Source organism: Pukyongia salina (genome assembly GCF_002966125.1).
Classification (GTDB): Bacteria; Bacteroidota; Bacteroidia; order Flavobacteriales; family Flavobacteriaceae; genus Pukyongia; species Pukyongia salina.
Genome location: NZ_CP027062.1, coordinates 163469 through 190247, shown reverse-complemented (window position 1 = coordinate 190247; position 26779 = coordinate 163469). Strand labels below are relative to the sequence as shown.

Below are 26779 nucleotides of genomic sequence, written 5' to 3'. Positions count from 1 at the left end.
ATTCAGAATTAATAATTTACATACACAAATCCAAGGTAAGCATCCGGGTACTGGGAGTCATTTAGCTGAAGCACATAATAATAAGTACCCACCGGGACCAGTTGTTCACGATACAACAATCCTGTATTGGGTATGCCAGACCAGAATCCATCATCATTCCCACCCTCGTAGATCAAGTTTCCTTCCCGGCTGTAGATCTTCAGATTGAAATTTTCAAATACGTTCAATAAACCACTTATTTCAAATTCGTCGTTGATATTATCCTCATTGGGAGAAAATCCTTCAGGAATAAATGGCGGGCAATTTTCGGTTCTAATATTGAAGAAACCAACAGTAAAACAAATAATATTATCCAGTCTCACATAGATGCGTTGTGGATCGATGCTGTTTGTATAATTTTCTGGGTCTTGTATGGGATTTATCCCTGCAATAGCATCGGCCTCATTGGTGTAATAGGTGATAAGATCATCCGGATCGCCACTTATATTCTCATTTTGTTCGGTAAGATCGAAGGTGGCCATATTAAAGCCTTCATCACAGGCAACAAGGTCTGGAAGAGTTCCAAGTGGCGGGATGCTTCCAAAAACCGTGTAGGAGTCATTATCATTATTAAATTCGTTTAATTCTTCCACGATCCCAGTACCATTCCCTACATCATCTACCATCGCGAACAATAAGAATTCATCGGGTATATCAGGGCTTAGATCAAGAGTTACCGATCCTTCCTCGCTGCCATCCACCGGGATCACGTTCTGGGTTGCGGACTGTGCGATGATCACATTGTCAATGTAGAAAGTAATAGGAGTTCCTGCCGGAAGTGGGCCTGTAGATTCCAGATTAAACACTACATAATGGATCGTAAATTCTCGGCCGCGACAGGCATATAATGGTTCAAGTATGTCGATGGTGGCATCGGGTAAGGGGCAGGGGATCACCTCGATCTCAAAACTATCAACGACGAAACAATCGGGGTTCGACACCCGAATCCAGATCGTTTCGGGGTTACTCACGTTCTGGTAGGAGGTGGGGTTTACAATAGGATTTATATCGTTCAATGCGTCGTCTTCAGAAGTGTGATAAGTTATAGTATTTACGGGATCGATCAAACTAGTAGCCTGGGTGAGATCGAAGAGTTCTGTACCCACTACATCGCATAATTCCAGGTTTTCCAGTCCTGGAATCACGGGAAATGCCAATAAATGAAAATCGATAATGAAGCCGTTATTGTCCTCATTTAGTTCCTGTACAACCCCTTGTCCACCACCATCATCATCTACAAACGCCTTCAATTCAAAATCGGGTGGGATACTAAGCGGAATAGACAGGTCGATGCTACCGCTTTCCGATCCACCTATAGGAAGAGCCGCCATGGTAGCGGCCTGGCCCACTAGCGTGGTATTGGCATAAAAAGCGATAGGGGTATTTGCCGGGAGGATATCAGTACTATTAACATTGTATACTGTGTACTCTACAGTAATATCCCGGTCGCCACATTCGTCCGCACCAAATACATTGTCTATACTTATGGTGGCGTCGGGTAATTCGGTGTTAAGTACAGTGATCACGTTATTGATCATCACCAGATCCTGGCTGGAAGTAAGTGTGATCGTCGCCATAGTATCTCCCGGTTGAATATTGTTCTCAATATCGTAGAAATCCAGATCCATATTGTAGAAATCCGAATTTCCTGTAAAGCTATTAGTTCCGTTAAATTGATTGTTTGCAGGATTCAGAGGTGGGTTGCTGATAATATTACCGTTAATCTGAAGAGTTTCATTGTTTGCAAGGGATTCATCACCCTCCCATGCGGTAAAACCAATTTTAGCGCCTTCATTGTCCAATACCAATAGGTTGTCGATTACGATATTCAGTTCATTATTTACGGCAGAAACACCTTCCAGGCCATCAAACACATTAACCTGGTTGAGCGGTAGAGTTAGATCCTGGTAGATCACATTTATAGCCCAGCCCGCAAAATTGGTAGTATTGGTACAATAATTCTGTATTTCGGAGGTAAGATCAAGTTCCGAGAGCGTATAGGTTCCCGGCCCGGTGGCAACGATCAGATCGGTGACGTCGGCATAAGCTGCGAAGTAGACGTATTGCGCACTTAACTGATAACTAAAAACACGTTGTGCCGAAATAGGAGTGCCATTCAATTCCACATCCAGGTCTCCTGTTCCAACACCTGCCCAATATAGTAAGGCGGCTACCGGGGTTTGCCCGATACCCAGGCTGTAATCTGCACTGCTTTCGGTGAGTATAACACAGTCTGCCGGAGGGTTTCCGCCGGTATTCTCTGCAATATTCATGGTGTTTCCAAAAGCAAGATAATCGTATCGTCCGTTAAATTGAGCGAACAGGCTTACATCATCCTGTGCGGATAGGAAAACAGGACAAAGTAGCAATATAATGCAGAGCGAGTTGATTAAAAGTGGGTGAAATCTCATACCACTTTAAAGATAATTAATTATCGGGAGTAGCAGCCTACAGGGACTTACAATTAGTCTTAATTTATAAATCGCGTCTTTTAAGGATTCGATAGGACCAGAAGATGAAAATGAATGTCCAACCTATAGTAATAAGAATGGAATACCAGGGTACATCATAACTTTTATCGAATCCTTCCCCTAGTTGATTGGCCGCAGATTGCACGGCCCCAAAGCGGGAAAAAGGTTCAACGATAAGATCGGACATGGCATCCAGCGGAAAAAAATTATATACAGAATCAAAAAGATTAATTTCTCCATTGGATCTAATCTTTATGATCTGAAACAGCAGGGCAATACCACCTTCGATAACCTGCCATAATACCAGAAAGCCCAGGGCAAAAGCTGACCGTTTTATCAAAATTGCCAGAAACATACAAAAACTGAAGAAGCACAGTAATTTTAAGAAATAGGCTCCAACATATTGTAAGTCACTAAAAACGATACCAACCTCTGTATAATCTGAAAAGATCAATCCCAGGATGAGTGTTACAATGAATAGGAAGATGGTGGATACAGCACTAAAGAGCACCACAGTTAGAAACTTGGAAGCCAGAAATTCCTTTTTACTAAGTCCATCGATCAGGTTTTGCTTGAGAGTACGATAACTGTACTCGTTCGCTACTATTGATACGATCACCACTGCAAAGAAAATTTTCAACCAGGCAACGATATAAGCATTGAAATGCCAGATAAAGGGAAAGTTGAAAATGCCCTGATCGGCCACCCTGATCTTCGCACCGGCAAAATTGAATTCGATAGACACCAGCAGTGCCACACAACATATCAATGCGAAATAAACAATAGAAATTACCTTTACGGTCTTGTTGTACTTTAACTTATGTAATTCGATATTGAGTAATCGTAGCATGCTTAGTTGAGATTTTTAGTGATTTCCAGGAATTGCTCTTCAAGACTTTCTTTTCGTTTTACCAAATGAGACAAGCTAATTCCTTTGGTATGCATCTCTTTATTGAATTCTGAAGCGCTCATAGGCTCCTTCAGGTAGGCTACAAAAGACTCGCCTTCTTTTTTTATCGAATTAAAAGCATCGTTCGACTTCAATTCAGCCTCAAGAGCTTCCATATTTTCTGCCTGAAGAACGAAGAAACCATGGCTGGCGATCATATTATCCACCCTCCCCGTATAAAGGCTTTTACCTTTCCTCAGTATCACCACATGCGAACACACTTTTTCTACTTCGTCCAGTAAATGCGATGCGAGCAGAATGGTGGTTCCTTCCGAAGCAATTTTTGTTATGATCTCTCTAATTTGATGAATTCCTTGTGGATCCAGTCCGTTAGTTGGCTCGTCCAGGATCAGGATCTCCGGGTCGTTCAGTAAGGCCGAAGCTATGGCCAATCGCTGTTTCATCCCCAGTGAAAATGTTCTGAATTTACTGTGTTGCCGTTCTTTTAACCCCACAATTTCAAGTTTCTCTTCGATCTTATCCTCCGAAACTCCTTTGATCTTACATACTAATGCCAGATTCTGTACGGCTGTCATATAAGGATAAAAGTTAGGACGCTCAATGATGGCGCCAACCTTCTTTAAGGCGTTGTGTGTACTATCGGAGCCGTCGAACCAGTGAAAGTTCCCGCTTGATTTATTTACAACGTTCAAAACGATTCCAAGCGTAGTGGATTTACCGCTTCCATTTGGTCCAAGAATTCCATAGACATTCCCTTTTTCAATACTGAAAGAAAGATCATCAACGGCTGTAAGAGGGCCAAACTTCTTGGTTAGATTGTTAAGGGTGAGTATGGTATTCACAGAAGTTATTTTGGTTGTTCGATATGAGTATGACGAATCGCGCAGGAATTTGTTACAAGCAGTTTTTTATTAAAGCACACTTCCTCCTTACTTTTGTAATATGAAGCGGCTTATTTATATCCTGATTCTGTTCTTTATCCCAAACGTTGTTATTAATGCGCAGCAAGATACTACCTTCGTTGAATCAAAACCAATGGTAATCGGGATAAATTTCGATTATGCCTATCTTCTTAAACATAGCGAGTTTCTAAGAGAATTTAACGATTCTTACCCCAAGTCGGTCGCCATTGACATCAGTAAGCATCTCATCACGAAGCGATCATGGGATTTTTGTAATTGTTTCCCCCGGGTGGGTGTTAGTGTTGCCTATTGGAATTGGGACAACCCGGACGTACTGGGTAGCGGAATAAGCACAGTTGGGTACCTGGAACCCTATATGAGAACCCATAAAAGGACGAATTTATTCTTTAGAGCTGGGTTAGGAGGTGTGTTCCTTAGCGATCCATACGACGAGGTTACCAATCCGCTGAACCTTTCTTACAGTACTAAGTTTGCATTTTTCCTAATGATTGGGGCAGGGATAAATTATCGTATCAACGATTATCTGAATATGCGTTTTGCCGCTAAATACAACCATATTTCCAATGGAGGCAATAGTACCCCGAATAAAGGATTGAATTTTCCTTCCCTAAGCCTGGGGCTGAATACCAGTTTATCGGCGGTCACCTTTCCCGAACCATCGAAAAATCACGATCGAAAACCACCTGAGGAACGAAAAAGGATCTCTATCGTTCATTTCTCAGGCTGGAGTAATGCCACCGTTGGTGATAAGGATAAATTCTATGTGTTCGGGTTTTCAGGTAATTACAGCAGATGGATAGGAGGGCGAAGTGCACTTACCTTCGGGACCGAATGGATCTTCGACCTTTCCCGAAAGGAACAATTACAAGTTGCGGGTTCGGATGATTCTTACTTGCAGGGGGCAGGGCTTTTCGGCCACGAATTCTGGCTTGGAAAAGTAACCTTTAGCCAGGTAATTGGTGTATACTACTACAAACCGTTCAGGAATACAGATGATTTTTATCAGCGTTACGGATTAAGCTACAGCTTTACCAAACATTTATTTGCCGGGATGAACTTGAAAGCCCACGGCCATGTGGCCGATTTTTTCGATTTCAGGCTAGGGTATCGATTTTAGAATATTACGACTTCTGCTCCTGGTTGAAGTACACCAGGTAGTAGTACATTTGTTTTTCTTCATCCCAACCCTTCTCTACAAATCGTTCGGCGCTCTCTGGATTGATAAAATCCATTTTTATCTGAATATTCGTATCGAGATTGATCACATTCCTGATCTTTTTACGGGCTGCAGTAACCGCAGTGTTCGCAATAGGGAAGGTGGTTAGGTCCTCGATACTATACTTAGGTGCTCGCTCTGTTTTGTAGTGCCTGAACTCGGGAATAAGATCCGGGTTATCGATTACCTCATTTACGAAGGCAGTTTCTTCAAACTGATCATTTTTGGCAAAATGGTTCACGGCCCGGTTCATAAAAAGTACTTCTTCTTTCTTGTCCTCGGCAGGCAGGACAACATCCTTGGCAAAATCCTGGCAGAATTTCAGATATTTCTTAGTAAAGAAATTCTCATCCTCGAAAGCATCTACACCCAGGAAACTTTCCAGCCAATAGCGGGCATCGTAGCGGTTGCTGTCTACGGATAATATTTTATAGCCTTCCTCCTTTTTCACATTGAAAATTAGCGCTCCTTTATCGAGTTTGTTCAAATTAATTCCCTGTTCAAGATTCGCGATCAGTTGGTTTTCTTTTTCTGAAAACTGCAGGAAATCCTGTTTTAGTTCCGATTTGAAGATGCCAATTCCATCCACCTTCTCATTGTCTATCTGAAGGCCTTCCAGGTAGGCCACATACACCTCGCCACTTTTAATGTGAGGGTGGGTGGATTGATCGAACAGGTATCGAGCGATCTTTCTACTAAACTCGTGAGCATTATCGGGAGCTGCAAAAATTTCGGAAACCAGCTTATACAATTCGTGAAATTCCAGGTCGGTATCATGCGAGAACTGAAAGTAATTCTCTTCCTTATCGCGAAACGGCTTCAGAAAAAATTCTTTTAATAAAGGCGTGAGTTCGTCATCCGCTTCATGGGCTGTTTCGGAAAGAAGGATCCCTTCATTTCTGCTTTTATTTCCTACACGGTGAATAGACAAGGAAGCGATATGCGCATTGTATAAGTTGATCATAGGGCTATTATAAGTTTAAGTGGTAATTTTTATTCTGAAGTAAATTCGGCTTAATTCCAATTTGCATCGAAATCCAGGTTGTCAAAGTCCTCCGGGTCGAATCCCAATTCGTCCTGCGAGTCCTCATCTTCGGAGTCGTCTGCAATGAATTCTTTTTCGGGGGCTTCTTCGGGGATCTGTCCGTGAGCGAACATGAGGTTAGGGTAGGCCCGGCCTTCTTCCGCTTCGGCTATTTCGGCCAGTTCTACCAGGAAGGTCCACATACTCAAGAAGTCGTAGACGTAAATGAGGCGTGTCTGATCCTCGTTTATCAGAGACTCCAGGCTGGTTTCTGCCATGACCATAACCTCTCCGGGTTTTTCGCTCATGTCGAATAAGGAGATCTCCTCACCCTGGTCCCAAAGTTCGTTGCTTACATAAAAAGAAGCCATTTCCTGGCCGCCAAATCCAAAAGACTGGGTAATGGCATTGTGAAAATCTTCAAAAGTACTTGTGGCTTCAATCTCAATATCTCTGAAAACATCTTCGTGGGTGTCGAGTATAACTCTAAATCGGTAGATCATTCTAACTAAACTTTGAATGGCAAAGATACTTTTTTCTGTCCTATTTGCTGAATCTGTGTAAGGTAAATGTCATCGCAGCCAGTAGGAAAAACGCCACCACCTGGTGCATCACTCCCAGCCAAACCGGAACCTGGAGAATTAGGGTGAAAACCCCTAGGGCGAACTGTATGATCACCAGCCCTACCAGCCAGTTAATTCCTTTTTTCTGAATCCCGGTGAGATCTCTCTTTCTCGCTTTATACCAAATTGCAAGTATAAATCCTACCACGATATATGCCAGGTACCTATGAACAAATTGCACCCCGCTTTTCCCTTCCACAAAATTGCGCCAAACCGGGGATTGTTCGATGGTTACAGTTTCGTGGATGAGTTTTCCGTCACTCATCAGCGGCCAGCTATTGTGGATCCACCCGGCATCAAGGCCCGCCACAAATGCTCCCCAGATGATCTGAACCACCAGTAAGATATAGCCCAGGCGGATGAAATTACGAAACGACTTGTCGATGGCTTTCCTATCCGGATATATAAGATCCAAGGCCACCCACAAGGTAAAAGCAAAGGTGAGAAAGGCAGTACCCAAGTGCATTGCAAGGCGGTAATGACTCACATCCGGGCGATCCACCAGCCCACTTTTCACCATATACCAGCCCAGGAATCCTTGAAACCCACCCAGGAACAGTAAAACGAGGCATTTTTTTACGGTTGTTCTGCTAAGTTTTTTTCTGAAGAGAAAATAGAGAAACGGCACGATAAAGACTATCCCGATAAAACGACCTATCACCCTATGAATCCATTCCCAGAAATAGATATCCTTGAATTCTTCCAGGGTCATGTTGTAATTGAGTTTCTGGTATTCCGGATATTGCTTATAGAGATCGAAGGCTTCGTTCCATTCAATTTCGTTCATGGGTGGAATGGTACCGGATATTAATTTGTAATTTGAGATTGATAGGCCGGAATGAGTAAGACGCGTAATGCCACCAACGATCACCATTATAAAGATTAAGACACATCCTATTAAAAGCCAGTTTATTACTTGCCTGTTATCCTTCATAACACAAATTGGGGTTTAAGATTTCGAAATTATACCCATTACAATATTTCTACAAACAGTTCGCTCTGGATCACTCCTCGCTTACTGTTGGTTCTTTACTTCTAAGCCGATCTCTTTGCCTTTTTTAAGCATATAATTCTTGGCAGCTTCATATTCGTTGGGAATATCTCCCTCCAGTATGGCTTCCTTGATCGCTTCTTTTATAATACCTATCTCCCTGGATGGTTTAAGTCCGAAGGTTCTCATGATCTCCTCCCCACTCACAGGCGGCTGAAAGTTGCGGATATGGTCTCTTTCCTCCACTTCCACAATCTTCTCTCTCACCTTCCTGAAATTGTCGCGGTAGCGTTTTACCTTTTTAGGATTCTTAGTGGTGATATCGGCTTCGCAAAGGGTCATCAAGTCGTCCACATGGTCGCCGGCGTCGAACACCAGTCTTCGTACGGCACTATCGGTTACATCGGTAGCCAGAACGATAGGGCGGGAACTCATCAATACCATCTTTTGAACAAATTTCAAGTGTTCGTTCAGTGGCATCTTCATCCGTTTAAAGAGCTTATATACCATTTTCGATCCCACAAATTCATGGGCATGAAAGGTCCAGCCCACCTTTTTATCAAATCTTTTCGTAGGGGCTTTACCGATGTCGTGTAAGAGCGCGGCCCACCGCAGCCAGAGATTATCGGTGGTTTTGGCAATATTATCTACCACTTCCAGCGTATGCCAGAAATTATCTTTATGTCGCTGACCTTCTATTTCTTCTATACCCTGTAACGCAACAAGTTCGGGGAAAATAAGTGGCAATAACCCGGTTTTATGAAGCAGCGCGAAACCTTTGGAAGGTTGATCGGCCATCAGGATCTTATTGATCTCATCAATAATACGTTCCCTGGAGATGATTTCGATCCTTGTGGCGTTCCTGCCGATCGCATCGAGGGATTGCTGTTCTATTTGAAAATTGAGTTGTGTCGCAAAGCGGATCGCCCGCAGCATTCGCAAAGGGTCGTCGCTATAGGTTATGTCGGGGTCTAAGGGAGTTCTTATTATTTTTTTCTGAAGATCCTCAAAGCCGTTAAACGGGTCGAGTAAATTCCCGTAGTCAGATTCGTTCAAACTCAACGCAAGGGCGTTTATGGTGAAATCCCGCCGATTCTGATCATCTTCCAGGCTACCGTATTCCACCGAAGGGTTCCGACTGTCTTCGCTGTAGCTTTCTTTTCGTGCACCTACAAACTCCAGTTCGATGCCTGCAGATTTCAGCATTGCAGTTCCGTAGGTTTTATAGATCACTACCTTCGGTTTTCCCGGAAGTAGTTTCGATACTTTGTTCGCCAGATCGATACCACTTCCCACGGCTACCACATCTATGTCTTTAGACTCGCCTCTATTTAAAAGGTAGTCGCGCACATATCCACCAATCACATAAGTTTCCAGATCTAGCTTGGAAGCAGCCCTGGAGATCACCCTGAATATTGGGTCCTTAAGTGCATTTGGAAATTGCTTTTTCATAGCCGGTAAAAACTTTGGCAAAGGTACGATTTAGGCCTTGTGTAGCCAAAGTAAGCCAGGTTATTTTCTAATGATCTCCACCTGGCCATCTTTCGTTAGGCGGATTATTGCCGATGGTTTGGAAGCGCCTTTATTCCGGCCCCAGTTAACGATATGGTCAACGCCTTCTTTTACTTCTTTAGAAATTTCGGAAAAAGTTGCGGGTGTGGGTTGCCCGCTAATATTAGCGGAGGTTGAAACAATGGGCCTTTTCAATCTCCCTATCAATTGCTTGCAAAAATCGTCCTGTACCACCCGGATGGCAAGTGTGTTATCGGCGGCGATCAGATTTTCGGCAACACGGATGGGGTCGTCGTACACGATCGTGGTAGGGGAGGCCGCATATTTCAGGATATCATAGGCAACTTCGGGGATTTGTTCTACATACTGATTTAACATTTTGAAATCTGAAACAAGACAAATAAGGGATTTACTCTCGTGCCGCGATTTCAGAGCATAGATCTTTTCAATTGCCTCCGAATTTGTTGCGTCGCATCCAATCCCCCAAACGGTGTCTGTGGGGTAAAGGATTATCCCTCCTTTTTTTAAAACAGTAAGAGCACTGTCAATTTCAGCCTTCATAATAGCGTTCTTTTTGTTTATAAGCCAGTGATCCCTTCATCCAGCCGCCTTTCAGAATGGTGCCAAGCAAATACCACTTCTTTGGTTTTAGCAAAAGTACAATGAGCAGATAGATCTTAATGAACAGAAACTTCAGAAATCCAAAATTTTTCCGCACTACATAGAGGTACGATCTGTACGCTTCTTTGTTGATCTCCTTAGAACTCCCTATACTCACACCCTGGTAGTGCAAAATACGAGCTTGTGGAACCAACATGGTCTTATAACCCATCTGTTTCAAACGGTAACACAAGTCCATCTCTTCCCAATAGAGAAAGATCCTGGTATCGAATCCATGGATCGCATCAAAGGCTTCCTTTCTGAAAAATAAAAAGGCACCATTTACCCAATCCACCTCTACAGGTTCACTATAGTCTATTTTTCTGTGAGGATATCGGGCGGGATTGGATTTCTCCAGGAAACCTCTTCCAAAAAGTAACCTTCTTATTCCCTTATTATGGTCGAAAGAAGGGACCAGCTCCTCATGTTCGTTAAAATTTTGTGCCGTACAGACGCCTACATCCGGATGGGAGTCCATAAAGTCTTTCAAGACGCTAAGGCAGTCATTGAGCAGCAGTGCATCATTGTTTAAGAACAGCAAGAAACGGGCGTTAGCATGAGCCGCTCCGTACATATTCCCACCGCCAAAACCGGTATTTAGATTAGATCGAACAAGAGTACATCGTGGATCGGATGGAAAGTTCTGTTTTAAATTCCTGTAATCGTCTAGCTCCGAATTATTATCGGTTACAATAATCTGGTAGCTGGTTCCCTCTCCGGTCTTCTCTATAACCGAAGTCACGCATTTCAGGGTAAAATCTGAAGCATTATAATTAATGAGGATCACGGCTACGTCTACCATGATGCAAACTTAGGATAAAATCTGCTGATATACCTTCAGATATTCGCGAGCAGTATTGGTCCAGTTGAACGACTTTGCCCTTTGGATATACCATTCTTCATAAAATGCCCTGTTTTCATGAAAATCGTGCATGCCTTTCATAAAAACATCCTTCATGTATTCCGGTTCGTAATGATCCCAGTAAAAAGCATGTTCTCCGCCAATTTCGGGTAAGGAAGTGTTGTTTGATATAAAAACAGGTTTGCCAAAACGCATCGCCTCTATGGGCGGTATACCAAATCCTTCACGATGGGAGGGAAAGACAAATGCTTCGCAATGTTTAAGGTAGAATTTCTTTTCGGTGTCCTCCACCTTCCCCGTAAGTAAGACCCTGTTTTCTAGATTGAGTTCTCGTACCATTTGTCGCAGTTCACTGGCGTACACAGAGTGGTCGCTACCCGAAAGCACCAGATTGTAATCGGGTAAGTGTGTTAGCATGGCAACCAGGGTTTTAAAATTCTTTCTGGGGCTGAAGTCGCCAATGGAGTAGAGGAAAGGTTTTTCGGGAAAGGTTGGCGGACTGTAGTCTTCCGGGATGGATGTATCGGTGATGGTATTGCCGTTGTAGATCACAAATTCCGGTACATCCGGGACATCAAAATGTGCGTGGCAGTCCTTTTTAGCGAATTCAGAAATATAAGTTATTGCGCTAACCCGATCTAGTTTTTCCCTGAACTTCCCTTTTAATTTTTCCTGCAGGCCTTCGCTGCCCTCCGTGATAAAATGGATGTCATGAACCGTAAGAAGGTAGGGGATCTCATGAAAGGGTTCGATCTTTATATTCTGATTCAAACAATGCCAGAGGTTGTATCTCTTTTTTATTCTGAAAGGTTTATGCCTTGTAATGGATCGGTATTTTTTATACCTGAAAACCTCACCGAATTCGCTTCGTAGCGAATCGGTGTCCTTAGCATGCAGCACTATATCGAGGTCGGCAGGTTTTACACTTGCCAATCCTTTAATGAGGTGGTAGTTAAACTGCCCGAACCCGGAGTACTTATTCTTGATGTTATGCGATTCGAGAAAAACAGTTTTCATCTGTTCAGGCCGTTGTATTAGTTAATATTACGATAGAGCAACCACAGATTCACATATCGTTTAAATACTGCAAAGGCGTTTATATAGGCCAGGATAAATCCTTCTTTGCCATCCAGTATGCCCAGCCGAATTAGATATTGATGCCAAAATCTGTAAAATGGTCGCCACAGAAACCGCCATAAAGTGGGCCGTTTATTCTGCTGGAACATCATTTGTGCCTTCAATTTACTATATCGGTGCAATTTTGAAGTATAATCATCAAAGGATTTGTAGGTGTGATGTGGTAACCGGGATCGAAATCTTTCGGTTACACCCCTGGCTTCGATCGTTTCATGCACGAGATCTCCATTGTATTGGCAGTGCTCCTTGTGGAACAGCCTGATGACCCAATCTGTCTGAAAACCACTGTATTTTATGCGTTTTCCCATAAAATATAACTCCCGTTTTATGGCATAGGCTATCGCCCTCGGGTCTTTCAGGAAAGAATGTATCTCTTCTTTGATCTCGGTAGTGATCTCTTCATCGGGGTCGAAGAATACGATCCAGTCGTTGGTAGCCTGAGAGATCGCAAAATTCTTCTGATCACTAAAATTCCTGAATTCTCTTTCGATGAATCTTACCTTCGGAAAAGCGGTGGCAAGCTCCTTTGTATTATCAGTGCTGAACGAATCCACTATAAGGATCTCATCCGCGAACGAAAGACTTTCAATGAACTTCTCGATCACCTCACCTTCGTTCAGGGTAATGGCAAGGGCGGAAATTTTATGGGTATTGTCCAACAAATGATAATAGTTTGGGTAAAAGTAATAATTTTACCCTGAACCTTTTCTGAAACAACATGGCAAAACTTCCGGTTTTAATGTATCACGATGTGGCGTCTTCCACCAGCGAAGGGTTGGTTATAAGTGTTCGAAGGCTGGAAGAACAACTTAAATGGCTTTCGGAAAATCAATACACTAGCTGGCATTTTTCAGAATTAGAAGATCTTAGCACGCTTCCCGGCTCAAAGAACGTAGTGATAACCTTCGACGATGCCTATGTTAGTTTTAAAGATCTGGCTGTTCCTCTGCTTCAGAAATATGAACTAAAGGCCACCTTATTCGTGCCACTGGGTTACCTGGGAAAAACAGACGAGTGGAACACAGGAAAGGTGGATATCATGACTGCCGAGCAACTTCATTCCCTGCAGCCTGATACGGTCGAGTTGGGTTATCATTCTTTTCAGCATAGCAAGTACAACGAACTTACCCTTGAGGAGACATCCACCGACACACAATGTGGTTTTGAGGTTGTAAAAAATCATAAACTCCCACTTAGTCCGGCTCTGGCGTATCCCTATGGAAAATTCCCAAGGGAAAAAGAAAGCTATACAAAGTTTGTAGAACTCCTGAAACAAGAGGGATTTAGTTATGGACTTCGGATAGGGAACCGGCTAAATAAATTTCCATTCCCGGATCCGTTTAAAATTCAGCGTTTGGATATTAAAGGTGAATATAGCCTGGGAAAATTCAGAAGAAAAATCAAGTACGGTAAAATAATATAAGGGAGATCACCGCATTCCCTTGTGCAGCAACCGCAATTTTACATATCGCTGAAATACTCCGTAGGCATTAACCGCGGCCACCGTTAGACCGGGAATACCGTCTCTAAATCCTCCTTTTAGAATATAAGATCGAAAAAACCGGTATGATGGTTTGATCCATAAATGAAACCAGCTGGCCTTTTTACCCTTCTTATATAGTTGTTCCGCCTGAAACCAGGCGTAAGTCTCCTTTTTCTCAATATACGCCTCCAGCCCTTTATAGGTATAATGGAGCATATGGTTCTTTAATTTTCCTATTCGCCCTTCACACTGTAACTTCTCATGTACCGTTCCTGTAAAATGAGCTCCGGCGCGTTTTACCAGCCTTAGCACATCGTCACTGTGGTGGTAAAGAAATCGGTTCATGTAAAAATGAGGGAAATTAATTTTATAACCGCCGTGCTTAGGGTGCGAAATGGTGCGCTTTATTTCATCTTCCAGCGAATGGGTAACGCGTTCGTCTGCGTCCAGAAATAATACCCAGTCACTGCTAACATGCTCCAGGGCATAGTTTTTCTGGGCAGAGAAATTGTCGAATTCCCGCTGTAATAATTTCGTGATATAAGGTTTGGCAAGTGCAACCGTATTGTCTGTGCTGTACGAATCTATGAGGATGATCTCATCGGCGAAAGCCACCGACCGCAGCGCGTCTACTATATAGGCTTCTTCGTTGAAAGTAGGGACAATGACCGATAACGATTGCATGGAGCAAACTTACTAAATAACTTTATCTTTGCACCAATGCAAACGATAGACACCTCCATTATTATTAGTACGTATAATTCGCCGGCATGGCTGGAAAAAGTACTTTACGGATATAACAACCAAAGCTACCGTATGTTCGAGATCGTGATCGCAGATGATGGTTCGGGTGAGGAAACAAAGGCGCTTATCGAGAGAATGAACGAGGAGGTTTTTTATCCTATCGTCCATGTATGGCACGAAGACAACGGATTTCAGAAGTCGCAGATCCTTAACAAGGCGATTTTAAAATGTTCTACTCCATATATCATTATGAGCGACGGGGATTGCATCCCGCGAAAGGATTTTGTCGAACAACATATAAAGTACAGGGAAAAAGGATATTTTCTGTCTGGAGGTTATTTTATGTTACCCATGAACATCTCCGAGGCAATTAGCAGGGATACAATTTATTCTGAAGATTGTTTCGACCTTGGCTGGCTGAAAAAACACGGTCTGAAATCTTCTTTTAAAAACAACAAGTTAAATTCAGGCCCCTTTAAAGCAGCGGTCCTCAATGCGGTCACTCCTACCAATGCCAGCTGGAACGGGCATAATGCCAGTGGCTGGAAGGAAGACATTTTGGCCGTGAACGGATTTGATGAACGCATGCAGTATGGAGGGCAGGATCGTGAATTAGGGGAGCGGCTTGTAAATTATGGCCTTAAGAGTAAGCAAATACGGTATAACGCTGTGGTGATCCATCTGGACCATCCACGCGGATATAAGAACCAGCAATCCATCGATAAGAACCGGGCGATCCGGAAAGAGACCCGGGAAAAGAAATTAGAACGAACCCCTTTCGGGATCAAAAAAGATTAGATCTTTTTATATACCCCGATCTTCCAATAACGTAGTTCTTCATTGGTGGTAACCGTGGTGAAAGCAAGTTCTTTCAACCCTTTATTCTCTTTAAAATATTCCCAGCAACCAGTACCTTCCCTGTAAATTGAAATGATCAGCACCCCGTTTTCATTGAGGTGGCCCAGCATCCTGTCCAACACATTCTGCTTTTCGGAATCATGGATATAATAAAAGGCTTCGTTGAAGACTATCGCATCGAAATTGCGTTGAGGTGTAAACGTGATAGCATCGGCGGCGAGGAACTCCGACTTAGGGAATTTTTTTCCTCTGGCTTTGTCTATCGATACTTTCGAAAAATCAATACCTAGAAAATAGCTGTATTCCAGGTCTTCCATTCGCAGATTTAACACGCCATCACCACAACCAATATCCAGGATAGCGGGATTCGCCGGGGCGTATTCAGCAATAAAACTAACGATCTGTCGATATCTGGCAACCTCTTTCTCACTTTGTAGACTATTCCAACGCCCGCTTTTATACTGCTTATTCCAGCGTACCTTACGTCTCCAGTGATGAAATTTATCAAGTAAGTTCATTTTATTTTCGAGAATCTGCCAAATGCCCGTCCAGAAAGGGTTTTAGTTTGTGCAATATCATATCGGGCGTGAGTTCATGATACAACGCATCCGGATCTTCTTCAATTTTCCTGCGTTCCTCCAGGGTAAAGCTACTAAATAGATCCGGTTTTTCTTCCAGTAAATGCACCGAATCGTGGGTGACTCCATCCTCAAAGCTCGACCAGTGCTCTTTGTTTACGTAGGGGGAGTAGATTGTAAAGGTCGGCCTGTTCAAGGCCTTGGCGATATGCACACTCCCGCCTTCATTAGCCACGAGCATATCGCAATGATTGATAAGTTTAATAAATCCTCGAATGGAATCTTCATAGATATCGAGATTAATTTGATCTTTTCCGCGGCAAAGTTCGTAGATCTTCATAGCCTCCGGTTTTTGATGCGGAGCATAATTGAAGAGCAAGGTGACATTAAAGTGATCGGTAATATAATTAATGAGTTCCGCTATATACTCGTAGGGCATAGACTTCTGTGGGGTGCTTCCCAGAACTCCCAGCATGATCACGGGGGTATTAATATGAGCCACGGGGTTGTAGGCTTTCTCTTCGGGAGTTAAATAGATCTTTGGTACATAATCCGGCATTTCCAGCGGAAAAACCGAATGTACCAGATTGATCCTGTCTTCTATAGCCTTTCCACAATTCCTGGAGCGCTTTTCAAGCAAATTCACCGGGTGTGAATAGAATGGGAGCTTCAACTTCTTGTGGGCGCGTTTAAATCCTATTCGATATTCGGCCCGACTCGACAAGCAGATCATCCTACTCTGGAATTTCGAATATGGATCGAAGATGATATTGTAATCTGCCTTCCGGATCTTTCGCATGGTCTTCAGCAATCGAGGGATCTTTTTAAGTTCCTTCTCTTTTACCCGTATGATCTCGTCTATATTCGGGTTATTTTCAAGAACCCCACTGGTATAATCGTATACAAAATAGGTGACATGACTTTTTGGGAAGACTCTTTTTATGTTGTTTGCAATCACCGAACTGATGAGCACGTCACCAATTCTTTTGTTTTGAATAACAAGTATTTTCGTAGGTTGCATTACCTTCGCAAAGTATCTCTTTTTTTGAAGTTATTAAAATTAATCATGGCCAAAACCCTTGTGCTACATCCCGATCATAAAGCTTACAAAGCTCAATTTGAAGAGGCGATCAATGGATTTGAGGCAAATAAGGATTTTGTTACCAAAGGCGATCGAAATACCATCAAAAAAGTAAGTGTAGATGGTAATACTTATGTAATTAAGAAATTCAAGACCCCGGGTTTCTTTCAAGGCCTGGTATATAGATTCCTTCGGAAAAGTAAAGCACGCAGATCCTTCGAATACGCATCGCGATTGATCGAACTGGGAATCAACACCCCGCATCCGGTGTGTTACTCCGAAACATTTTCAGTAGGTTTAAAAGAGAGCTATTACGTTTGTAAGCACCTTGAATACGACTTCGATTTCCGGGTGCTGAATCACAATCCCAAATGGCCGAACCGCGACGAGATCCTCAGGCAGGTGGCAGCCTTCACATATCGTCTACATGAGAACAAGGTGAACTTTCTGGATCATTCTCCCGGGAATACACTTATCGTGGAGAAAGGTAAGGGTGCTTACGACTTCTATCTTATCGATCTGAACAGAATGAAGTTCGAATCTATGTCTTTCGAAAAGCGTATGCGTAATTTCAGGAGGCTGTGGTTGTCTAAGCACATGATCAACATCATGGCAGATACCTATGCGAAGCTATCAAACAATACTTTCGAACTCACACATTCACTTATGACCCATTACAGCAGGGCTTTTCAGAAAAAGGTAAATGCTAAGAAGGTGAGGCGAAGACGCAGAAACTCCGGCTAACAAAATTTAAATTTATATCCAGCTGTGTACTCCTGCTATGGTTGGCTAATTTTATTCTTACTGAAGTTGCTTATCACTACACCGATACATTGTATTCGCGCAGCGCGTCATTGAGCGAGGTTTTCTTATTGGTGCTTGCTTTTCGGGTACCAATGATAAGGGCACAAGGCACATTGTATTCTCCCGCCGGAAATTTCTTGGCATAACTCCCCGGGATCACTACGGATCTTGCCGGAACACGTCCCTTCATTTCAACAGGTTCATCTCCGGTAACATCGATGATCTTTGTAGAGGCGGTAAGTACCACGTTTGCTCCTAAAACTGCTTCCGTCTCCACCCGAACTCCCTCTACAACTATACAACGGGAACCGATAAAGCAATTATCCTCAATGATTACGGGCGCCGCCTGTAAGGGCTCTAAAACACCGCCAATACCCACACCACCACTGAGGTGAACATTCTTACCAATCTGCGCGCAGCTACCTACTGTGGCCCAGGTATCTACCATGGTCCCTTCGTCTACATAGGCTCCAATATTCACATAGCTTGGCATAAGGATCACACCTTTAGATATATAGGCGCCATGTCGTGCCACTGCATTGGGAACTACCCGAACTCCTTTTTCCTGATAGCCCGTTTTTAGCGGGATCTTATCGTGATATTCAAATATCCCTGCTTCGGAAGTCTCCATTTTTTCAATAGGAAAATAAAGTACGATCGCCTTTTTCACCCACTCGTTTACCTGCCAGCCATCGGCCGTTGGTTCGGCACATCTCAATTTACCTGCATCGCAGAAGTTCACAACTTCGCGAATGGCATTTTTGGTATCTGTTTCGTTGAGGAGGGAGCGGTCGTCCCAGGCTTTTTCAATGCGTTCCTGAAGCTCAGTCATAGGTCTTTTTAATTTTTACAAAGATAAGCCCTGTGGTTAAATTGGATGTAATTTTTAGCATACTATTTAACAAATCGGTATTTTTGCGCACTGAATGGGACGCATACTGGCATTAGACTATGGAACAAAGCGAACCGGGATAGCGGTGACGGACGAATTACGCATCATCGCCTCCGGTCTAACTACCGTTTCAACCGAAGAATTAATGTCTTTTTTAGAGAATTATTTTGAAAAAGAAATAGTAGATCTTATCCTGGTAGGCGAGCCCAAACAGAAGGATGGTACACACAGTGACGTAGAAGAGAACATCAAAGAATTTCTCACGGCCTTTACTAATAAATTCCCCACCATGGAGGTGCAACGGGTAGACGAGCGGTATAGTAGTAAGCAGGCTTTTCAATCTATGATCGACGGTGGTTTGAAAAAGAAAAAGCGCCGGGATAAGGCCTTGCTCGATGAGATCAGTGCCACTATCATCCTTCAGGAATATTTATATAAGCAATAAGATTATGATTTTACCCATAGTGGCATACGGCGATCCTGTGCTAAGACAAAAAGCCAAAGAGATCAACGAGGATTATCCAAAACTGGACGAGCTATTGGAGAATATGTTCGAGACCATGTATGGTGCCAGAGGTATTGGCCTTGCTGCTCCGCAGATAGGTTTACCCATACGATTGTTCATTGTAGACGCCACACCTTTTGAGGATGACGACGATCTTACCGAAGACGAAAGAGAATTTGTTTCTACCTTTAAAAAAGTTTTTATAAACGCAAAGATCGTTGAAGAAACAGGTGACGAATGGGCTTTTAACGAAGGGTGCCTTAGTATACCCGATATTAACGAGGATGTTTTTAGAAAGCCGCAGATCACCATTGAGTACCAGGATGAGAACTTTAAAAAACATAAAGAGACCTTCGATGGTATTGTAGCCAGGATCATACAGCACGAATACGACCATATAGAAGGAATTCTGTTTACAGATAAGCTCTCACCACTTAAAAAACGACTTATCAAAGGCAGATTGGCCAACATTTCTAAAGGGAAGATCGATGTATCCTACCGTATGAAGTTCCCTATGGCCAAAAAGAAACGTTAATGCTCTTGCAAAACTAAAACTTACACAGGATATTTGCCGCCGAATACAGCAAATTACATTATGAGTTTAGAGAAGATTTTATCTATTTCAGGAAAGCCGGGGCTATATGAATTGAAGACCCAAACACGTAGTGGCTTTTTAGCAGAATCCCTTATCGATGGCAAGAAGATAAGTGTAAGCGGTAGGCATAATGTAAGCCTGTTATCAGAAATAGCGATCTACACTCTTACAGAAGAGGTTCCTCTGCGAGAAGTCTTCTCCAGGATCTCTGAAAAAGAGAATGGCGGACCGGCTATCAACCACAAGGCATCGAAGGACGAGCTGGAAGAATACTTCTTTGAAGTCCTGCCGGATTACGACGAGGACCGTGTGTATGCCAGCGATATCAAAAAAGTGGTGCAGTGGTACAATTTGCTGCAAAAACACGGGATCACTCAGTTTACTGAGGCAGATTCTTCGGAAGAAGAATAGACATTTCCGTTTGTTAATCTCTTTTAATAACTCTTTTTATTTCTGAAGACCTTTTAAAGTAGCTTTGTTTTTATGAATTCCAGAGAACAACAGCTTAAGGCTTTCGATCGCCTGCTCACCATCATGGACGAGTTGCGCGAACAATGCCCATGGGATAAAAAACAAACCATGGAAAGCCTTCGGCATCTCACTATCGAAGAGACCTACGAACTTGGCGATGCCATCCTGGATCAGGACCTTTCCGAAGTAAAAAAAGAACTGGGAGATCTTTTACTCCACATTGTTTTCTACGCTAAAATAGGTAGTGAAACCAGGGATTTCGACATAGCCGATGTAGCCAACGATATTTGTGAAAAACTCATTTCCAGGCACCCACATATCTATGGAGATATTAGTGTGGCCAATGAAGAGGAAGTGAAACAAAACTGGGAAAAACTCAAACTTAAAGAAGGGAAGAAAAGCGTGTTAGAAGGCGTGCCGGTGTCTCTGCCTGCATTGGTGAAAGCCAATCGCATCCAGGATAAGGTGGCCGGGGTAGGTTTCGATTGGGAAGAGCCGGAGCAGGTTTTCGAAAAACTAAAAGAAGAACTGGAAGAACTGCAACACGAAGTGGGAGAGGGAAACAGACCACGAATTGAACAAGAGTTTGGAGACGTCCTTTTCTCGATGATCAATTATGCCCGCTTCTTAAAAGTAGATCCTGAGAATGCCCTGGAACGCACCAATAAAAAATTCATCAAGCGATTTCAATACCTGGAGAATAAATCCAAGGAATTGGGAAAGCCTCTCAAAGAAATGACGCTTGCCGAAATGGATGTCTATTGGGAGGAAGCGAAAAAGATTTGATCAGCGCTGATTTTTACCAAAGTCCCGAACTTCCTACCTCGAGAAGACAATTAATCTTTCATCGATCTTTACTTCCGAAAAACCGAAGTTATCTCGTATCCATCTAAGATTTTCCTCCATATAAAAAATAACATGAGTAGGATCGTCCTTGTAATACCAGTTCGTGAAATCCCTGGGTTCACACAGCAGGTGGGTCATACAATAAAGCTTTCCATCCGGTTTAAGTAGACGTTTCAACAGGCTAAATTCCTTTTGTGGCTTTTTAAAATGTTCTATTACTTCACAGCAAACAATAAAATCGTAGGTCTCATTCAATACACTTACATCGGGATGAAAAAATGGATCGTAAAGATTTAAACGGTATCCTTTGTTGGTTAGGATCTCGGTGATCACCGGGCCGGTGCCCGCTCCAAAATCCAGTCCGAGGCTAGTAGTATTAAATTCTTCCATTACCTTCTCGGTAATAGGGGACACAAATTGCCGGTACCTGGGATCGTTCACATCATTATTATGGGTGAGGTATCGGGCCTTTTCTTCCGAAGCCGAAATAAAATTGGACGGGTGGCGAAAAACGGTGCCACACTGAGAACAGGAATAAAATGATTGAGTGTTACCCTCGAAAAAGGAAGCCGTACTTTCACTATGGCAAAGCAGGCAGGGGGTCATGATCAGGAGTTTCTTACTTTCTTGATACGTTTAAGTTTTGCCTTCCAAACTTCCAGTTGCTCCTTATGCCTGGCGATATTCTGGTGGACTTCCATAACCAGCGGATTCGAATCGTCCACATGCTGGAAGAACCCAAGATTGTTTTCCAACTGCCTGATCTCATCTTTGGTCTCATCGATCTTCTTGGAAATAAAGAAATGTTCGTTCTTCAACTTTCTCTCATCTTCCTGGGAAACCATCGAATTGAGCTTGTTCTCAAATTTGATCATTTCGGCCTCCTTTTTGTTGAGGTCCATCTTGCCAAACAATGTATCCAGTTCTTTATTGAACTGCTGCTCTATGGATTTTTTCTTAAAAGGAACCCTTCCCACCTTCTTCCATTCGCCGATCTTCTCTTTTATCAGCTTCAGGTCTTCATCCTTGCTGCCACTAAGCTCGAGGTTTTTTATCTCTTCAAGCATTTTGGTTTTGGTCTCTAAATGCTCAACCTCTTCTTTATTCGCTTCGTTCTTCACACTGTGAAGTCTATCGAAATAATAATTACAAGCCTCTTTGAACTCTTTCCAGATCTTATCACTGTCTTTTCTGGGCACATGACCCACTTTCTTCCAATCTGCCTGTATCTTTTTCATTAAAGGAGTAACCACTTCGAAGTCGTCGCTATCCTTATTTTCCTGGGCGATCTTTATAAGTTCTCGCTTTTTTTCCAGATTAGTGTATTGCTCTTTTTTCTGGTTCTTGTAGAAATTATTCTTAGCCTTATTAAAATTTCGTGTAGATTCTTTAAAGGCATTCCATATCTCCTTATTGTTTAGCCGTGGTACTTTCCCTATCTCAAAGTACTGATCCCTCAGGGCCTGTACCTTCTTTATAGCATTTTGCCAGTTCTGATGGCTGGGTTTGGTAGCAGCAGTAACCTCTGTGATTTGTTCAACGATCTTCTTTTTCGCCTCGAGATTATCCTCGAAGGTGGATTCCATTTCCTTCAGATATTCGAAACGCTTATCATGGATGACCTTGGTAGCCGCACTAAACTTCTCCCAAACCTCTTCCCGGTATTCTTTGGCTACAGGACCAATTTCTTCCTTCCACATCTTATGAAGCATCTGTAACTCCCTGAAGGCTTTATTAATATCTTCTTCCTGTTGTAATTCTTCGGCCCGGGTAATGAGTTTAAGTTTCTGCTCCAGGTTATGTTTAAAATCCAGATCCCGGAATTCCCTATTCAGATGAAGAAAATCATAGAAATTCTCAACGTGATGATGATAGGTGTTCCAGATAAGATTGTACTTATCCCTGGGGATGGGGCCGGCCGTGTGCCAGCGCTCCTGTATATCCTTAAAATGTTTGTAAGTAGTATTTATATTCTCCTCGGCATTGAGCAGGCCTTTTAATTCCTCTATGAGTTCCTGTCGTCTTTCGAGATTGGCCGAGAGATCTTTTTTTAGGGATCTGTAATAGTGATTTCGTTTTTCCTTATAGTCGAAATAGAGTGAGTTAAATTCCTTTTTTAGCGGGGTGGTATAATGGAAATCTATAATATTACCACCATTTGCGAGGAACTCTTCCTTTTCGTGTTCCAGTTCTTCGTTGAATTTCGCATTGAATTCAGACCGAATCTCTTCAACTTCATTCTTTATTTGCTGAACCTGTTTCGAATTTAGCAATTCTTTCAACTCCGCAACGAGTTCCTTTTTCGAAAGGGAATGGTAATCTTTTTCCTCTTCCACTTCCTGAGTTTCTTCTTCATCCTCATCATCAGATGAGCTCACCTCTTCTTCTTCTTCCTCCTCCTCATCCGTATCCATGGGGGTGTTGGCTTTCACTACCTCCTGTTCAGGTTTGTCTTCCTTTTTTTCTTCGGAAGCGACCGTATCTTCTTTTGGAGTGTCTGCTTCGTCTACCTGCATTTCTTCTGAAGCATCGTCATTTGTTTCTTCAGCAATGGGTTCCTCTTGCTTTTTTCCTTCTGAAACATCCACAGCAACCTCTTCCGAATCACCTGCGGGCGTTTCAGCAGCACTAGTATCTTCTCCTTCCGAAATATTTTCTGGAACGACTGTTTTTTTTTCGGATGGTTCCGAAGATTTATCGGAAAGTTTTTCTTCTTGCAATTTTTTGTCGGACATTTCTTTCAATGTTGAGGTTCGAGTAAGGAATGGTAAGATACTAACTACTATGCAAACGGCAAAGTAGCCTATCTTATTTTGAAGTAAAAAGGGAGATTTTTACAATTTCCAGATCCGCCAGGACTTTTTTGCCTGGTTTTCCAGCATTTTAAGTCCGTTGATCACCCTGGCGCCTTTTACAAACCCTCTCTTCATAAATTCGGTTTCCCTGGGGTTGTAAATAAGGTCGAACAATACATGATCCTTGGTGAGATATTGATAGGGGATCTTTGGGCAGTCGTTCACATTGGGGCTGGTTCCAATTGGCGTGCAATTAACGATTAGAAGGTGATCTGCAATGACATCCCGGCTTAAGGAATTATAACCAATACTGTCAACAGTAGGTTTTCTCGACACGACTTCGTAATCAAATTCCATAGCATCCAGTACGTACTGTACCGCTTTCGAGGCTCCACCGGTTCCAAGGATCAGCGCAGTTTTTTCTTTGATAGGGAAAAAATCTGCCAGGGCCTTGGCAAAACCATAATGATCTGTATTGTAGCCTATTAATTTTCCGTCTTTTCTAAATTTAATGGTATTTACAGCACCGATCTTTTCGGCCTCCTTATCCAGCTTGTACAAATATGGGATGATGGCTTCCTTATAGGGGATGGTAACATTAAGCCCTTTTAATCCTTCGGTATTTTTGATAAGCTGAGGGAATTCTTCGAGACTTTCTAGTTCGAAGTTGTGATAAGAATCCCGACGGTTTTCCTGTTCAAACTTATAAGTGAAAAATGTTTTGGAAAAGGAATGACTTAGATCCTTTCCAATCAAGCCATATTTAGCCATAGTGCGGAGTCCTATGTTTTTGGTACCAGTCTAAACTTAGTACGATTAATATGCCTACAATGATAAAGAAAATCGCCCAAAGGGTTTCGAGCGAAAATTCTGATGGCCAGTATCTTTCGTACCCCTTTAATATTTCTGCACCATTAGCATCGTACATAATATTGCCGTTGGCGTCGTATTCAAATTGTTTTAGTTTCCATGGCCATACAACTCCCAGGGACCCGGCAATAAAACCAATGATCACTGCATAGGTAGCTTTCTTGTATCTCTTTAATACGTAGGCAAGCAGATGAGAAAGAGACACCAGGCCGGTAAGTGATCCTAGTGCAAAAACCAGTAACACCTTGAGCAATTGTATACGGACAGGATCCGACCAGAAACTTAGGTCTCCTCTAAAGATTTCGGCCATGGTATCGAATAAAGCGTTTACGGCATCTACCAGAAGTAAAACATAATTCCCAAGTAAAATTAGAATGAAGGAACCGGAAAGTCCCGGGAGGGTCATCCCAGAAACACCAATTATCCCGCAAAAGAATACAAAAATTAGGTTCCCGTTTTGTGTGGCAGGCTCCAGGAAACTAATGCTTACGCCAGCTAAAATTCCGCAGAGCAGATAGCCCAGGTATTTTCTGTTCCATTCTCCAAAATCCTTGGCTATGAAATAAATGGAGCCAATGATCATTCCGAAGAAAGCACTCCAAACAAATAATTCGTAGTGCACGATCAGGTAGTCGAGTAATTTGGAAACACTAAAGTAGCTAATAACCATTCCCAGGATCAACAAGCCCAAAAATTGACCGTTTATATACTGGAAAAAACTTTTAAAGCGTCCGTTTATCAATAATTTGAACGCCTTGCGATTCACTTTCTGTAGCGAATAGATGAATTCTTCATAGAACCCTGCGACGAAGGCCACAAGCCCTCCAGACACTCCGGGCACCTTATTGGCGGCTCCCATAGCCAGCCCTTTCATCACCAACCAGAATTTATCTCCAATCGAACGTTTTTGAGCCATATCAGCTAACTTTTTTATTTACTGAAATACGTTCGAGTATGAAAATGGTGAGAAAGCCAATTACTAAAAAGAGTATAGCCATCAGAAGTTTTGGATCGCCATCGTAAGCAGTGGGTAGAACACTTTCCTCTATGAAGGGTACTTCAACACCTTTATGGTTGGTTCTGTATTGCAGCACCTCCTTCCAGGGCCATATTTTATTGAGAGCACCTATCATAAAGCCGGTGAGTACTGCCAGAGTGAGATTTTTATAATGTTTGAACATCCAGTTTAGAGTACGTGAGAAGACTTTCAAGCCTATTACGGCTCCCAACGCAAAGATCCCCAGTTTCATGGAGGCATTCCCAATCATATTCCAGTTTAGCGAGGCAATACCATCACTTAATTGCGCCAGGGTAGCTATCACAGGCGAATAAGCACCCAGTAGCAGGAGTATAAATGCTCCGCTTATCCCGGGAAGGATCATCGCGATGATCGCGATAAAACCGGCAACAAACAAGAACCAGGAGCTCTCTGGCGAGCCTATTGGTTTGGCAAGTGTAATGAACAATGCCAGAGCAGCTGCCAGGATTATGGCCAGCACTGTTTTAAAATTCCATTGTGTTATTTGTTTTCCTACAAATAATATACTGGCAACCACCAGGCCGAAGAAGAAAGACCACACCAATATTGGATGATCTGCCAGCAACCAGGTAATTAACTTTGCCAGGGACAGTATGCTTACTATTACCCCGGAGAACAATGCCAGTAAAAAAGGTAGATTATAGGTGTTCCAGGCGGTTTTAAATCCGCTCTTTTTCCACGATCTGAAGAACCCCAGGTCGAGTTTATGAATAGTCTCTATCAGCTCTTCGTATATCCCACTGATAAAGGCAATAGTACCTCCGGATACACCCGGTACCACATCTGCAGCGCCCATGGCAACGCCTTTAGCGGTAACTAACAGATATTGAAGAAAATTACGTGTAGGCAT

At 42.7% G+C, this 26779-nt stretch carries 28 protein-coding genes; 8 read left to right on the top strand and 20 right to left on the bottom strand.

Translation table 11 applies throughout. The features are described from left to right. Nucleotides 1-8: 8 nt before the first annotated feature. From C5O00_RS00955 to C5O00_RS00945, 3 genes are all read right to left on the bottom strand, one after another. A complete protein-coding gene (locus C5O00_RS00955; RefSeq protein ID WP_105214109.1) occupies nucleotides 9-2450 on the bottom strand; it encodes an FIDD domain-containing protein in 2442 nt (813 codons plus the stop codon). Between the two features lie 64 nt (nucleotides 2451-2514). Continuing rightward, nucleotides 2515-3360 carry an ABC transporter permease gene (locus C5O00_RS00950; RefSeq protein WP_105214108.1) on the bottom strand — a complete coding sequence of 282 codons (846 nt, stop codon included), beginning with the start codon at nucleotides 3358-3360 and terminating at the stop codon, nucleotides 2515-2517. A gap of 2 nt (nucleotides 3361-3362) precedes the next feature. After that, entirely contained in the window at nucleotides 3363-4262 is a 900-nt protein-coding gene (locus C5O00_RS00945) for an ABC transporter ATP-binding protein (protein WP_105214106.1), read from the bottom strand. Nucleotides 4263-4362: 100 nt separating this feature from the next. Between C5O00_RS00945 and C5O00_RS00940 the strand changes: the two genes are divergently transcribed. Further along, the gene (locus C5O00_RS00940; protein WP_105214104.1) at nucleotides 4363-5460 is read left to right on the top strand and encodes an acyloxyacyl hydrolase; all 1098 of its coding nucleotides are present in this window, start codon (nucleotides 4363-4365) and stop codon (nucleotides 5458-5460) included. A gap of 4 nt (nucleotides 5461-5464) precedes the next feature. Here the strand turns inward: C5O00_RS00940 and C5O00_RS00935 are convergent, their stop codons facing one another. The 8 genes from C5O00_RS00935 to C5O00_RS00900 form a co-directional block, all read right to left on the bottom strand. Then, the gene (locus tag C5O00_RS00935; RefSeq protein ID WP_105214102.1) at nucleotides 5465-6523 is read right to left on the bottom strand and encodes a nucleoid-associated protein; all 1059 of its coding nucleotides are present in this window, start codon (nucleotides 6521-6523) and stop codon (nucleotides 5465-5467) included. A 50-nt stretch (nucleotides 6524-6573) separates the two neighbouring features. Next, nucleotides 6574-7086 (bottom strand): IS1096 element passenger TnpR family protein, encoded by a 513-nt coding sequence (locus C5O00_RS00930; protein WP_105214100.1) that lies wholly within the window; start codon nucleotides 7084-7086, stop codon nucleotides 6574-6576. A 40-nt stretch (nucleotides 7087-7126) separates the two neighbouring features. After that, on the bottom strand, nucleotides 7127-8140 hold the full coding sequence (locus C5O00_RS00925; RefSeq protein WP_105214099.1) for a COX15/CtaA family protein: 1014 nt from the start codon (nucleotides 8138-8140) through the stop codon (nucleotides 7127-7129). 81 nt (nucleotides 8141-8221) lie between these two features. Next, a complete protein-coding gene (locus tag C5O00_RS00920) occupies nucleotides 8222-9649 on the bottom strand; it encodes a CCA tRNA nucleotidyltransferase (RefSeq protein ID WP_105214097.1) in 1428 nt (475 codons plus the stop codon). A 60-nt stretch (nucleotides 9650-9709) separates the two neighbouring features. Continuing rightward, entirely contained in the window at nucleotides 9710-10270 is a 561-nt protein-coding gene (locus tag C5O00_RS00915; RefSeq protein ID WP_105214095.1) for an L-threonylcarbamoyladenylate synthase, read from the bottom strand. Then, nucleotides 10260-11171 carry a glycosyltransferase family 2 protein gene (locus C5O00_RS00910; protein WP_105214093.1) on the bottom strand — a complete coding sequence of 304 codons (912 nt, stop codon included), beginning with the start codon at nucleotides 11169-11171 and terminating at the stop codon, nucleotides 10260-10262. The genes C5O00_RS00915 and C5O00_RS00910 overlap by 11 nt, the downstream gene beginning before the upstream one ends. A 9-nt stretch (nucleotides 11172-11180) precedes the next feature. Further along, nucleotides 11181-12248 (bottom strand): glycosyltransferase family 4 protein, encoded by a 1068-nt coding sequence (locus tag C5O00_RS00905; RefSeq protein WP_105214091.1) that lies wholly within the window; start codon nucleotides 12246-12248, stop codon nucleotides 11181-11183. Between the two features lie 17 nt (nucleotides 12249-12265). Further along, nucleotides 12266-13030: a glycosyltransferase family 2 protein gene (locus tag C5O00_RS00900; RefSeq protein ID WP_244593010.1), complete on the bottom strand. Its 765-nt coding sequence runs from the start codon at nucleotides 13028-13030 to the stop codon at nucleotides 12266-12268. A gap of 56 nt (nucleotides 13031-13086) precedes the next feature. Between C5O00_RS00900 and C5O00_RS00895 the strand changes: the two genes are divergently transcribed. Next, nucleotides 13087-13791: a polysaccharide deacetylase family protein gene (locus C5O00_RS00895; RefSeq protein WP_244593009.1), complete on the top strand. Its 705-nt coding sequence runs from the start codon at nucleotides 13087-13089 to the stop codon at nucleotides 13789-13791. Nucleotides 13792-13797: 6 nt separating this feature from the next. Here C5O00_RS00895 and C5O00_RS00890 read toward each other — a convergent pair whose 3' ends face one another. After that, nucleotides 13798-14535: a glycosyltransferase family 2 protein gene (locus tag C5O00_RS00890; protein WP_105214088.1), complete on the bottom strand. Its 738-nt coding sequence runs from the start codon at nucleotides 14533-14535 to the stop codon at nucleotides 13798-13800. Between the two features lie 36 nt (nucleotides 14536-14571). On the opposite strand from C5O00_RS00890, the gene C5O00_RS00885 reads away from it, so the two are divergent. Further along, nucleotides 14572-15393 carry a glycosyltransferase family 2 protein gene (locus C5O00_RS00885; RefSeq protein ID WP_105214086.1) on the top strand — a complete coding sequence of 274 codons (822 nt, stop codon included), beginning with the start codon at nucleotides 14572-14574 and terminating at the stop codon, nucleotides 15391-15393. Here C5O00_RS00885 and C5O00_RS00880 read toward each other — a convergent pair. Together C5O00_RS00880 and C5O00_RS00875 are read right to left on the bottom strand one after the other, a co-directional pair. Further along, nucleotides 15390-15971 (bottom strand): class I SAM-dependent methyltransferase, encoded by a 582-nt coding sequence (locus C5O00_RS00880; RefSeq protein WP_105214084.1) that lies wholly within the window; start codon nucleotides 15969-15971, stop codon nucleotides 15390-15392. The two genes, C5O00_RS00885 and C5O00_RS00880, sit on opposite strands and share 4 nt — an antisense overlap. A gap of 1 nt (nucleotide 15972) precedes the next feature. Continuing rightward, nucleotides 15973-17052, bottom strand: a complete 1080-nt coding sequence (locus tag C5O00_RS00875; RefSeq protein WP_105214082.1) for a glycosyltransferase family 9 protein — start codon at nucleotides 17050-17052, stop codon at nucleotides 15973-15975. Nucleotides 17053-17097: 45 nt separating this feature from the next. Between C5O00_RS00875 and C5O00_RS00870 the strand changes: the two genes are divergently transcribed. Further along, nucleotides 17098-17856, top strand: a complete 759-nt coding sequence (locus C5O00_RS00870) for a lipopolysaccharide kinase InaA family protein (RefSeq protein WP_105214080.1) — start codon at nucleotides 17098-17100, stop codon at nucleotides 17854-17856. Nucleotides 17857-17932: 76 nt separating this feature from the next. On the opposite strand, the gene C5O00_RS00865 is transcribed toward C5O00_RS00870, so the two are convergent. Beyond that, a complete protein-coding gene (locus C5O00_RS00865) occupies nucleotides 17933-18748 on the bottom strand; it encodes a 2,3,4,5-tetrahydropyridine-2,6-dicarboxylate N-succinyltransferase (protein WP_105214078.1) in 816 nt (271 codons plus the stop codon). 94 nt (nucleotides 18749-18842) lie between these two features. Here C5O00_RS00865 and ruvX point away from each other — a divergent pair, with 94 nt between their 5' ends. From ruvX to mazG, 4 genes are all read left to right on the top strand, one after another. Then, entirely contained in the window at nucleotides 18843-19253 is a 411-nt protein-coding gene (gene ruvX, locus C5O00_RS00860) for a Holliday junction resolvase RuvX (RefSeq protein ID WP_105214076.1), read from the top strand. Between the two features lie 4 nt (nucleotides 19254-19257). Next, nucleotides 19258-19848 (top strand): peptide deformylase, encoded by a 591-nt coding sequence (gene def, locus C5O00_RS00855; RefSeq protein WP_105214074.1) that lies wholly within the window; start codon nucleotides 19258-19260, stop codon nucleotides 19846-19848. A 60-nt stretch (nucleotides 19849-19908) separates the two neighbouring features. After that, nucleotides 19909-20319, top strand: coding sequence for a DUF5606 family protein (locus tag C5O00_RS00850; RefSeq protein WP_105214072.1), 411 nt, complete (start codon nucleotides 19909-19911; stop codon nucleotides 20317-20319). A gap of 72 nt (nucleotides 20320-20391) precedes the next feature. Beyond that, a complete protein-coding gene (mazG, locus tag C5O00_RS00845) occupies nucleotides 20392-21165 on the top strand; it encodes a nucleoside triphosphate pyrophosphohydrolase (protein WP_105214070.1) in 774 nt (257 codons plus the stop codon). 33 nt (nucleotides 21166-21198) lie between these two features. On the opposite strand, the gene C5O00_RS00840 is transcribed toward mazG, so the two are convergent. The 5 genes from C5O00_RS00840 to C5O00_RS00820 form a co-directional block, all read right to left on the bottom strand. Beyond that, nucleotides 21199-21831, bottom strand: a complete 633-nt coding sequence (locus tag C5O00_RS00840; RefSeq protein WP_212390065.1) for a class I SAM-dependent methyltransferase — start codon at nucleotides 21829-21831, stop codon at nucleotides 21199-21201. 2 nt (nucleotides 21832-21833) lie between these two features. Beyond that, nucleotides 21834-23960 (bottom strand): DUF349 domain-containing protein, encoded by a 2127-nt coding sequence (locus C5O00_RS00835; RefSeq protein ID WP_105214067.1) that lies wholly within the window; start codon nucleotides 23958-23960, stop codon nucleotides 21834-21836. A gap of 99 nt (nucleotides 23961-24059) precedes the next feature. Beyond that, the gene (locus C5O00_RS00830) at nucleotides 24060-24791 is read right to left on the bottom strand and encodes a shikimate dehydrogenase family protein (protein WP_105214065.1); all 732 of its coding nucleotides are present in this window, start codon (nucleotides 24789-24791) and stop codon (nucleotides 24060-24062) included. Next, nucleotides 24784-25806, bottom strand: a complete 1023-nt coding sequence (locus C5O00_RS00825; protein WP_105214063.1) for a DUF368 domain-containing protein — start codon at nucleotides 25804-25806, stop codon at nucleotides 24784-24786. The genes C5O00_RS00830 and C5O00_RS00825 overlap by 8 nt, the downstream gene beginning before the upstream one ends. 1 nt (nucleotide 25807) lies before the next feature. Further along, a complete protein-coding gene (locus C5O00_RS00820; RefSeq protein WP_105214061.1) occupies nucleotides 25808-26779 on the bottom strand; it encodes a DUF368 domain-containing protein in 972 nt (323 codons plus the stop codon).